The following is a 10,171-nucleotide window of genomic DNA, read 5'->3' on the forward strand; positions in this document are numbered from 1 at the left end:
CCATCGAAAATTTTATACTTTCCTGTACTTTAAAAAAAGACCGAGCGTTTCGCTCAGTCCTTTTACTTCTCGTCTACTTCTTTAGTTTTTCCTGAATTCATAATTAGATTATTAAGTCCCTTAAGCTCTCTTACTGTAAGATCTCTCCATTGACCTTTTTTAAGTTCACCAAGATTTATATTCATTATTCTGATTCTTTTAAGCTTAGTAACATTATATCCTAATGCTTCACACATTCTTCTGATTTGTCTGTTTAATCCTTGTGTAAGTATTATTCTAAATGTATTAGGACCTTCTTTTTTTACATAGCACTTTTTAGTTACTTGCCCTAATATTCTTACACCATTGCTCATCCTTTTTACAAATTCGTCATTAATAGGTTTATCTACTTTAACTATATATTCTTTTTCATGGTTGTTTCCAGCTCTTAATATTTTATTAACTATATCTCCATCATTAGTTAAGATAATTAACCCTTCAGAGTCCTTATCCAATCTGCCTACAGGAAATATTCTTTTTTCATGATTAACAAAATCAACAATATTTCCACGTACCTTATGCTCTGTAGTACATGTTATTCCTACTGGCTTATTTAATACTATATAAACCATTTCCTCAACCTTGCTTATAAGTTTGCCATTTACCCTTACTTTTTGGCCTTTTTGCACCTTAGTTCCCATAACTGCTTTTACACCATCAACAGTAACCTTGCCACTTTCTATAAACTTATCAGCTTCTCTTCTTGAGCAAAATCCTGATTCACTTATATATTTATTAAGCCTTATACTTTCTCCTCTATCATTATGTACTATTATTGGATCTTTCTTTTTATTTGATTTCATATAAACCTTCCTTTAGTTAAATTGTAAAATCATCATTGGTTATTATTATTTTAAGTTTGACTCATACCCTGCATTGTTAAACTTAACATTAATTCCTTCTTCTGAAACATACTTGCTTGTATCACCTAAAATACCATGTTTAATGGCGTTTCCTGTTACAGTAATCAATACCTGCCCTTTACTTATCTTTTCCTCTTCATTACAATACTTTATTAACTTAAAAATGGCAGAATCTATATCTCTATCCTGAACTTCCACTTCTTCTAACATGCTTCCTGCACTACTTACATTAGATTTACTTCTTACTACCCTGTTAAAAGCATTAACTTCTAATGTTATCTGTTCATCAGCTTCAAAGATTATAGTGGTAACTCCCTTAAAGTATTTATATGTTCCTACAGATATTCCACATATTATAAATAGTATTAATATTCCAATATAAAACTTTTTATTTTTAAACTTCTTTTTTATATTTACGCTTGCTTCATCACCTATATTTTTATCATTTATCTTTGCTTTAATGAATTCTCCACTGGATGTAAGAATAATTGCTTTTGCTTTTCTTTTATATAAAACAACACCTTTCACCTTTTCTGACTCATCCTCTAACAATGATGACTCTTCTAGTTCCTCATCAGGATATTCATTATTTTCACATTCTTTTTCTTCGGAATTAAATTTAGCTATATTATCAAAGATTATAACATTATTATCTCTTTTTTCTTCAATCTCTTCTTTCTTCTCAATTATCTTTAAGTAATCTGAAATATGTTTATAGTTATAATTCCCTAATATTAGAGAGTATACTATTATATACTCTCGCCATTTTTGTAAAAATTGCCTTGGCTTAAGAACTGCTTTAGCTATCTTGTTAAGAGGAAGTTGTTTTTTTTCATAGAATTCATTATATATTTCTGCATTTTCAGAAATATACATAGCTATGTTTAAAAGTTCATTTCTTAAATCTAAACTAACTTCTTCCTCTGCTAAATCTCTTAATATTATGTTATAATCCTCTAATTCTCTAATAAACCCTTCTACCTGATTTTTTCTTTCTTCAACTATTTCCTTGCCAACTAGTACTAAAGCTGGAGCTAAAGAAAAGCTATATTTGCCCTTTTTATATTCACTCATTTTTTCCACCTTTTATAAGTCTTCTGTTGATTGTAATGTCCCTTTCACAATGACCCTTTGCTTTGATCCTACTGTACATGTAATTAATGTAATAGTAGCGTTTTCTGTAGCATCTAAAACTTCCACCTGATCTGGATTTACAATATAATTTTCTTCTATTACATAAGTATATTTCTTATCGTGTGTTTTAACTATAATTTTATCTCCTGCTGTAACTTTATATAAATTTATGAATGCATCTGTATAATCAGACACTCTATGTCCTGCTATAGCAAAATTACCAACTTGTCCAGGTGCAGCTGAATCTGGAAAATGACCTAAAAAGTATTGTAATACATTATCACTGATTCCTTCTACTAATGCTTGAGATAAATTAATACTTGGTATTTCAATGATTGCTATTGGCTTATATCCATTTATTTCATCTAAATTTACCGATTCACTTGACTCAGTAGCCCCTTCAGTGGAAGTCCCTTCTGAAAAACCATTTTCAAATAATTTTACTATTTCTTTTTGTTTCTTAAGTGTTATAATTTTCTTATAGGCAACATCACCAATTATTACCACACCAATAATAATTAATAAGATTCCTACTACTCTTCTAAACTTATCCATATACTCCTCCCATTACCAGTTATAATTTGTTACATATATAAATTTTATTACATATATTATATCATAAAGGTTTTTAAAAATAATTACTTATCATAAGATAATAGTATAAAGGGGTGTGGTTTTATGAAAAGAGATAAAAAAAATATAATATATGTTGATTTCACTTTTACTAAGAAAAAAATTAAATCAAAAACTCTGATAATTTTATATAAAGTAACATTCTCATTAATTAAAATTTTACCATTACCTAAGTATAATAGAAGTAGTAAACGTTTAAATAATGCTGTAAAGAGAAAAACATCAAATTATTAATTAAAATCCCATTACTATTTATAAATTAATATATCTGTTTTATAATTTATATGAGGTGATGAAATGAGAATAGGAATGGGATATGATGTCCACAAATTAGTTGAAGATAGAGATCTTATTTTAGGAGGAGTTAAAATACCGTATTCCCTTGGATTATTAGGTCATTCAGATGCAGACGTATTGCTTCATGCCATCATGGATTCCTTATTAGGTGCTGCTGCTTTAGGCGATATAGGAAAACATTTTCCTGATAGCGACCATAGATATAAAGGCATATCAAGTATTGAGCTTTTAAAACATGTAGGCTCATTATTAAAAGAAAATAATTGGCTTATAGAAAATATAGATTCTACTATAATTGCACAAAAGCCAAAGATGGCTCCACATATAGAAAATATGAGAAAAAATATATCAGAAGCTTTAAACATAAATATTGATCAAATTAATGTAAAAGCAACTACAGAAGAAGGGTTAGGCTTTACCGGTGAAGGCAAGGGAATTTCTTCTCAAAGTATCTGCCTACTTACAAAAAAGAGCAGCTAGTTTATCTAGCTGCTCTTTTTCTATTGTAATAGAAAATTGATATTAATGCACATATACCCATTAAATATGGATAGAATAAGAACTTCATTATTTCAAATGGTGATACTAATGCTATACCAGCTGCTGATATAAGCTGAGCACCATGTGGTATAATTCCTTGGAATACACAGGAAAACATATCTAATATTCCAGCTACTCTCTTAGGCTCTAATTCAAATTCATCTGAAATATCCTTTGCTATAGGTCCTGTTGAAACTATTGCTATAGTATTATTTGCTGTGCATATATCAACAAAACTTACTAAAGCAGCAATGCCTAATTCTGCATCTCTCTTATTTTTAAATTTCTTTAAGCCAATATTTAAAATAAAATCTATTCCGCCATTTTCCTTTATAATTGCTATTGTTCCAGCAATCATTAAAGAAATAATAATAAGCTCACTCATTCCCATAGCTCCACTTGCTATAGATGTACATAACCCAACTATATTAAAGCTTCCAGAAGCTAATCCAATAATTCCAGCAATAACTATTCCTGCTGTTAAAATAATCATTACATTTAATCCACAAAGTGCTGCTATTATTACTGCTAAATAAGGAACTATTTTTATAAAGCTATATTCTAAAGTATCAATTTCAACCATTCCAGCATTTTTTGTCATCATTATCAAAATAATTATTGTTAATATAGCAGCTGGCATAACAATCTTAAAGTTAGTTTTAAACTTATCTCTCATTTCACAACCTTGAGTTCTAGTGGCAGCAATTGTTGTATCTGAAATTATTGACAGGTTGTCCCCAAACATTGCTCCACTTACAACAGCAGCTGTGGATAAAGCTACACCAACTCCTGTTTTGTCAGCAATTCCTACAGCTATAGGAACTAATGCAACAATTGTTCCCACTGAAGTACCAACTGAAATAGCTATAAAACATGCAATTACAAATAGTCCGGCTATTAAAAGATTCTTAGGTAATATTGAAATCCCTAGATTTACTGTTGATTCTACAGCTCCCATATCCTTAGCTACTTGTACAAAGGCACCAGCTAATATAAATATAATAATCATTAATATTACATTACTTTCACCTGCTCCTTTGCAGAATGTTTCTAATTTTTCATTAAAGCTTCTCTTTCTATTCATTACTAAAGCACTAATAGCTGCTATGGAAAATGGTATTATAACAGATACCCCATACATATCTCCAGCTACTATTGATAATCCAACATAAGATATTAAAAATATCAATAACGGCAGTAATGCACTTATACTTCCTTTTTTCATTGGTTATTCTCCTTAATCTTTTTATTTTTTGTATTAAAAAAAGCCTCAGTATGATACTGAAGCTTATAAATTCTAAACTAATATATACTCTTCTTATCTACTTGGAATTAGCACCAACTTTTATTCAATGATGAATTATGAATAATGAATGATGAATTACAAAAAATTTCGCTGAAATTTTCACTTTAATTCATAATTCTTAATTCTTAATTCTGCATTTGCAAAATAGGTTGCTGGGCTTCACAGGGCCAGTCCCTCCACCACTCTTGATAAGTTATTCTTTTTACAATAGTATTTTAACAAGACATTATTACCCTTGTCAATGTCAATATTTTTACAATAATATAAATTACTTTTTATAACTAAAAGTTAAAATAAAAACGTTGTGAAAACTAATCACAACGTTTTTATGGTGCGCCATCACGGGTTCGAACCGGGGACACCCTGATTAAGAGTCAGGTGCTCTACCAACTGAGCTAATGGCGCTTATAGTTTACAATAAAATTATAACACTTTGAAATTTTACTGTCAACAACACTATATAACTTCTGTTAAATATTTCAATAAAATCTTTCTAAAAGCTTCTCCTGTTATCTTATCTTTATCTGCTGTACTACAGATAATTTTCCAGTCATCAATACTTTTGCTAGACATTTTCTCAAATTCCTCTACAGAACTACTCATATAGCTAGAATTAATAACAAACTCTCCAAGCTCCTCTGGGGTATTAAATATCTTTAAATATAAGAATTCTGTACTATCACCATACCAAGCTTTATTAAAATCCCTAACGAATTTTTTAAGCTCTAATAATATTTTATTTCTAGGTAATGACCATAATTTCTTAATTCTCTCTACTTGTTTCTTCATTTCAAGTGATTCTTCCTTAGTAATTCTATTTCTTTTCTCCCCATCCTTAATTATCTCTTCCACAGGCTTTAAAGGAATATAAGAAATCCCCTGTTTTCTACCATTTATCCATATATAAAAAGCTTCTTGCAAGAATGAATACTGTATATATCCAAGAAGAGCCATTTCATCTGGAAAGTAACTCCATATATTTTTTAATCCATTGAATTTTGAAAAAATTAACGTGTGTATATATAAGCTTTTTTCTGTTGGAAGTTCATTCATGAACATATGCCCTCTAATAGTTTTATTTTCACTTATAAGGTTTTCCCAATATTTAAAAGAATCGTATTTATTCTTCATAGCTATCACCTTTCTTTTAAAAATTAATATAATATACTATAAACTATATTTACCACTTCTACTATAATTATAACCGTTTTTTTATTTAAATGTAAAAATTTTATGAAAACTCTAATTAATTTCCGAATTGAATGTTAATATGTTTCGTAATATAAATTAATTTATATAGATAAAGGGGGCAAGAGTTTGTATAAGTGTAGTATTTGTGGAGAAAAAGCTGATGTGCATCATATTGTTTATAGAAGTGAGGGTGGTTTTGATATAGAGCTCAACTATAAGTATCTTTGTGCTCTTCATCATCGTGGAAAATGTGGTCCCCATCAAAACAAAATGATTGACTTGCAATACAAGCTTGAATTACAGCAAAAACTATACGAGATTTTACCAAAAAAGTACTACTGGCCTAAAGAATTATCAATTATACTAGGAGTCCATAATGGAGCTCTTAAACGATTATTAAAAGATTTAAAACTATATAAGGAAGGCTTTAAAAAGGATGATATTATTTGGAAACTAATGGGATGTAGATTATATAACTACGAATCCTTAGACGAATTAGCCTTTGACTTATTAGAGTTAGACTATATTTAAACTGCTATTATAATATATTTATTAAAGAAAAGAGGAAGCTTTCAAGCTTCCTCTTATATGTTATATATTTTTCTTATAAAAATAAAAAATGCATAAACCTATTCCTAGGCTTACGCACTCCTACTACGCTAATATTTATATATACATATACTTTTTATTCTTACATAATTATTTTATTACAATATTTTAACTTTTTTCAATACTTTTTTCTTTTTAATTTTATAAATTCATAACAAAAAGGAACTTCATTAGAAGCTCCATCAGTTATTCTTCATTCATCACTGTTAATTCTTAATTGGATAAATGGAGCGGTAAACGGGACTCGAACCCGCAACGTTCACCTTGGGAAGGTGACACTCTGCCAATTGAGTCATTACCGCTTAAATGGTGCAGGTGAAGGGAGTCGAACCCTTACACCGGTTGGCGCTAGATCCTAAGTCTAGTGCGTCTGCCAATTCCGCCACACCTGCTTGATGATTTAATTTTACCATTTATTGTAAAGTAATGCAATATTTATTTTAACATTTTTTCAATATTGACATATTTTAATTTGATACATATAATTATCTTAAATATGAAAATACTATGATGAGAAAAGTAAACTAAAGGTATATTTCCAGAGAGAATCTGCAATAGCTGGAAGCAGATTTAAATGAAATTAGTTGAAAACTAACTCGGAGTGACTCTAATCCAGTCCGTTTGTCATCACGTTACGATGATTCTTAAGTGGCCTATTATTTTAGGCAATTAAGGGTGGAACCACGGGAATATATGCTCTCGTCCCTTTTCTATAGGAAAAGAGACGATGAGCTTTTTTTATTTTTAAAATACATAATGAAAGGACGAAAAAACATGATTAAAATAACTTTAAAAGATGGATCTGTTAGAGAAGTTGCTAAAGGTTCATCAATCTTAGACGTTGCAAAATCAATTAGCGAAGGTTTAGCTAGAAATGCACAATGTGGAAAAGTAAATGGAGAAGTTAAAGATTTAAGAACTATATTAAATGAAGACTGTGCTCTTGAAATCTGTACATTTGATAGTCAAGAAGGAAAAGATGCTGTAAGACACAGTGTTTCTCACGTATTAGCTGCTGCTGTAAAAAGATTATTCCCAGAAGCTAAAATAGCTATAGGACCATCAATAGAAAATGGATTCTACTATGACTTTGATACAGAAAAAGCTTTCACAGCTGACGATTTAGTTAAAATAGAAGATGAAATGAGAAAAATAATTAAGGAAAATCCTGCTATAGAAAGATTTGAACTTCCAAGAAACGAAGCTTTAGAACTTATGAAGGATGAGCCTTACAAAGTTGAATTAATAAACGATTTAGCTGAAGATGAAATAATATCATTCTACAAAATAGGTGATTTTACAGATCTTTGCGCTGGTCCTCACGTAATGTCATTAAAGAATATAAAAGCTGTTAAATTACTTAGAAGTGCTGGTGCTTACTGGAAAGGTGACGAAAAAAACAAGATGCTTTCTAGAATTTACGGTACTGCATTCTTAAAGAAAGCTGATTTAGATGCTTACTTAGAAGCATTAGAAGAAGCTAAAAAGAGAGATCACAACAAATTAGGTAGAGAACTTGGAATCTTTACAACTGACGAAAAGGTTGGTCAAGGTTTACCACTATTCATGCCTAAGGGAGCTAAGATATTCCAAACTCTTCAAAGATGGATTGAAGATGAAGAAGAAAGAAGAGGATATGTTTTAACTAAGACTCCTTTCATGTCTAAAAATGATTTATTCAAGGCTTCAGGACATTGGGATCACTATAAAGATGGAATGTTTGTTTTAGGTGACGAAGAACAAGATAATGAAGTTATGGCCTTAAGACCAATGACTTGTCCATTCCAATTTACAGTATACAATGCAGAACAACACAGCTACAGAGACCTTCCAATCAGATATGCTGAAACTTCTACACTATTTAGAAAAGAAGCTTCAGGAGAAATGCACGGTCTTATAAGAGTAAGACAATTTACATTATCTGAAGGACATATAATCTGTACTCCTGAACAATTAGAATCAGAATTTAAAGAAGTTATTGATTTAATTAACTATGTTATGAGTACTTTAGGAATTGATGGAGATATATCTTACAGATTCTCTAAATGGGATCCAAGCAACACTGAAAAGTATATTAACAACCCAGAAGCTTGGGAAGCTACTCAAAACCAAATGAGAACTATATTAGATCACTTAAATATAGATTATGTTGAAGCTGAAGGTGAAGCAGCATTCTACGGACCAAAGCTTGATATACAATTTAAGAACGTTCATGGTAAAGAAGATACTATCATCACAGTTCAAATTGACTTTGCTTTAGGTGAGAGATTAGGAATGTCTTACATTGATAAAGATGGTAACAAGAAAATACCATTCGTTATTCATAGATCATCAATTGGATGTTATGAAAGAACTATTGCTATGCTTATAGAAAAATATGCTGGTGCATTCCCAACTTGGTTAGCTCCAGTTCAAGTTAAGGTATTACCTTTATCAGATAAGTACAATGACTACACTGCTAAAGTTGTAAGTGAATTAAGAAACAATGGAATCAGAGTTGAAGCTGACTACAGAACTGAAAAAATTGGTTATAAAATTAGAGAAGCTAGACTTGAAAGAGTTCCTTACATCTTCGTTGTAGGTGAAAAAGAAGAAGCTAACAATGAAGTTGCTGTAAGAAGCAGAAAGAATGGAGAAGAAGGTCCAATAGCTTTAAATACTATTGTTGCTAGAATTTCTGAAGAAATAGCTAAAAAAGAACGTTAATCTTTATCTTAATAAAAATAGATCATGACAAAAGTCATGGTCTATTTTTTACTTCTCTTTTATTTTAATAATTCTCTAAGCTGAAATAATGATTTAATTTCATATGTAGGCTTAATATTTGTATTATTAATATATTCATTTGGATTATACCAACATGTATCAATTCCTGCATTTATACCACCTTGTATATCTGAAGTAAGGCTATCCCCTACCATTAATACTTTATTCTTATCATTATAACCTATTTTATCAAGAGCATGATGGAATATTTCTGCATTTGGTTTAGATATAGCGACTTCTTCAGAAATTATTATATCTTTAAAATATTTTGCTATTTTAGATTTTCTTACTCTCTTATCTTGTACCTTAGTAAGTCCATTAGTGATAATTATTAGTTTATACTTTTCCTTCAGTTCTTCCAATAGTTCTATACTTTCATCATATAAAAAGGAAGCTTCTGATAAATAATCCATATATAACTCTGCTATCTCATATTCATCTAATTTAATTGATAATTTGTCTGCTAATCTTCTAAATCTTTCTACCTTAAGCTTTTCCTGAGTTATAAGTCCCTCTTCAAATTCTCTCCAAATCTTTGTATTGATTTCATGATATATTTTAAAATGATAATCTTCATCATATTCTATTCCCATATCAATCATTGCTTTTCTAAAAGCTTCTCTCTCTGACTTTTTAAAGTCAAACAAAGTTTCATCTGCATCAAATAATATTACTTCATACTTCATTTCTTTCCCTCCAGCATTTTCTTATTTTATTATTTCACCATAATAATTTATAATACTTTCTTCTATAGGAGTACAAAAGTGGCTTCGCCACGCTCCCTTCGGGAATT

10 protein-coding genes, 3 tRNA genes, 1 riboswitch and 1 other annotated feature are annotated in these 10,171 nt (G+C 29.9%); of the genes, 4 read left to right on the forward strand and 9 right to left on the reverse strand.

Annotated elements, in window-relative coordinates:
* Window positions 1–62: 62 nt before the first annotated feature.
* From rluF to Q5O44_RS08340, 3 genes are read right to left on the reverse strand one after another with little or no spacing between them, the layout of a single operon-like run.
* On the reverse strand, window positions 63–842 hold the full coding sequence (rluF, locus tag Q5O44_RS08330; protein ID WP_022167953.1) for a 23S rRNA pseudouridine(2604) synthase RluF: 780 nt from the start codon (window positions 840–842) through the stop codon (window positions 63–65).
* Window positions 843–887: 45 nt separating this feature from the next.
* The gene (locus Q5O44_RS08335) at window positions 888–1,976 is read right to left on the reverse strand and encodes an anti-sigma factor domain-containing protein (protein WP_022167954.1); all 1,089 of its coding nucleotides are present in this window, start codon (window positions 1,974–1,976) and stop codon (window positions 888–890) included.
* 12 nt (window positions 1,977–1,988) lie between these two features.
* Complete coding sequence (locus Q5O44_RS08340) at window positions 1,989–2,591, reverse strand: class D sortase (protein ID WP_022167955.1); 603 nt, start codon at window positions 2,589–2,591, stop codon at window positions 1,989–1,991.
* A gap of 123 nt (window positions 2,592–2,714) precedes the next feature.
* Here Q5O44_RS08340 and Q5O44_RS08345 point away from each other — a divergent pair, with 123 nt between their 5' ends.
* Both Q5O44_RS08345 and ispF read left to right on the forward strand, forming a co-directional pair.
* Window positions 2,715–2,903, forward strand: coding sequence for a hypothetical protein (locus tag Q5O44_RS08345; protein WP_022167956.1), 189 nt, complete (start codon window positions 2,715–2,717; stop codon window positions 2,901–2,903).
* A gap of 63 nt (window positions 2,904–2,966) precedes the next feature.
* Window positions 2,967–3,446: a 2-C-methyl-D-erythritol 2,4-cyclodiphosphate synthase gene (ispF, locus tag Q5O44_RS08350; RefSeq protein WP_022167957.1), complete on the forward strand. Its 480-nt coding sequence runs from the start codon at window positions 2,967–2,969 to the stop codon at window positions 3,444–3,446.
* 1 nt (window position 3,447) lies between these two features.
* Here the strand turns inward: ispF and Q5O44_RS08355 are convergent, their stop codons facing one another.
* From Q5O44_RS08355 to Q5O44_RS08365, 3 genes are all read right to left on the reverse strand, one after another.
* Window positions 3,448–4,731 (reverse strand): Na+/H+ antiporter NhaC family protein, encoded by a 1,284-nt coding sequence (locus Q5O44_RS08355; RefSeq protein ID WP_022167958.1) that lies wholly within the window; start codon window positions 4,729–4,731, stop codon window positions 3,448–3,450.
* A 90-nt stretch (window positions 4,732–4,821) separates the two neighbouring features.
* A riboswitch (SAM riboswitch) is annotated at window positions 4,822–5,007 on the reverse strand.
* Between the two features lie 134 nt (window positions 5,008–5,141).
* A tRNA-Lys gene (locus Q5O44_RS08360) sits at window positions 5,142–5,217 on the reverse strand.
* 51 nt (window positions 5,218–5,268) lie between these two features.
* Window positions 5,269–5,943 (reverse strand): hypothetical protein, encoded by a 675-nt coding sequence (locus tag Q5O44_RS08365; protein WP_022167959.1) that lies wholly within the window; start codon window positions 5,941–5,943, stop codon window positions 5,269–5,271.
* Between the two features lie 186 nt (window positions 5,944–6,129).
* Between Q5O44_RS08365 and Q5O44_RS08370 the strand changes: the two genes are divergently transcribed.
* A complete protein-coding gene (locus Q5O44_RS08370) occupies window positions 6,130–6,534 on the forward strand; it encodes an HNH endonuclease signature motif containing protein (RefSeq protein ID WP_022167960.1) in 405 nt (134 codons plus the stop codon).
* A gap of 304 nt (window positions 6,535–6,838) precedes the next feature.
* On the opposite strand, the gene Q5O44_RS08375 is transcribed toward Q5O44_RS08370, so the two are convergent.
* Both Q5O44_RS08375 and Q5O44_RS08380 read right to left on the reverse strand, forming a co-directional pair.
* Window positions 6,839–6,914, reverse strand: a tRNA-Gly gene (locus Q5O44_RS08375).
* A 5-nt stretch (window positions 6,915–6,919) separates the two neighbouring features.
* Window positions 6,920–7,004 (reverse strand) — tRNA-Leu (locus Q5O44_RS08380).
* A gap of 106 nt (window positions 7,005–7,110) precedes the next feature.
* Window positions 7,111–7,322: a binding site (T-box leader), on the forward strand.
* Between the two features lie 64 nt (window positions 7,323–7,386).
* On the opposite strand from Q5O44_RS08380, the gene thrS reads away from it, so the two are divergent.
* Window positions 7,387–9,318 (forward strand): threonine--tRNA ligase, encoded by a 1,932-nt coding sequence (gene thrS, locus Q5O44_RS08385; protein ID WP_022167961.1) that lies wholly within the window; start codon window positions 7,387–7,389, stop codon window positions 9,316–9,318.
* A gap of 59 nt (window positions 9,319–9,377) precedes the next feature.
* On the opposite strand, the gene Q5O44_RS08390 is transcribed toward thrS, so the two are convergent.
* Window positions 9,378–10,064 (reverse strand): YjjG family noncanonical pyrimidine nucleotidase, encoded by a 687-nt coding sequence (locus Q5O44_RS08390; protein WP_022167962.1) that lies wholly within the window; start codon window positions 10,062–10,064, stop codon window positions 9,378–9,380.
* Window positions 10,065–10,171 lie beyond the last annotated feature (107 nt).

The sequence above is a fragment of the Clostridium sp. CAG:221 genome (assembly GCA_000435835.1).
Lineage (GTDB): Bacteria > Bacillota > Clostridia > Clostridiales > Clostridiaceae > Clostridium.

What these genes read in the sequence shown, in the direction of transcription:
- rluF (WP_022167953.1), bottom strand. Translation starts at nt 842, where the DNA reads ATGAAATCAAATAAAAAGAAAGATCCAATAATAGTACATAATGATAGA.
- Q5O44_RS08335 (WP_022167954.1), bottom strand. Translation starts at nt 1,976, where the DNA reads ATGAGTGAATATAAAAAGGGCAAATATAGCTTTTCTTTAGCTCCAGCT.
- Q5O44_RS08340 (WP_022167955.1), bottom strand. Translation starts at nt 2,591, where the DNA reads ATGGATAAGTTTAGAAGAGTAGTAGGAATCTTATTAATTATTATTGGT.
- Q5O44_RS08345 (WP_022167956.1), top strand. Translation starts at nt 2,715, where the DNA reads ATGAAAAGAGATAAAAAAAATATAATATATGTTGATTTCACTTTTACT.
- ispF (WP_022167957.1), top strand. Translation starts at nt 2,967, where the DNA reads ATGAGAATAGGAATGGGATATGATGTCCACAAATTAGTTGAAGATAGA.
- Q5O44_RS08355 (WP_022167958.1), bottom strand. Translation starts at nt 4,731, where the DNA reads ATGAAAAAAGGAAGTATAAGTGCATTACTGCCGTTATTGATATTTTTA.
- Q5O44_RS08365 (WP_022167959.1), bottom strand. Translation starts at nt 5,943, where the DNA reads ATGAAGAATAAATACGATTCTTTTAAATATTGGGAAAACCTTATAAGT.
- thrS (WP_022167961.1), top strand. Translation starts at nt 7,387, where the DNA reads ATGATTAAAATAACTTTAAAAGATGGATCTGTTAGAGAAGTTGCTAAA.
- Q5O44_RS08390 (WP_022167962.1), bottom strand. Translation starts at nt 10,064, where the DNA reads ATGAAGTATGAAGTAATATTATTTGATGCAGATGAAACTTTGTTTGAC.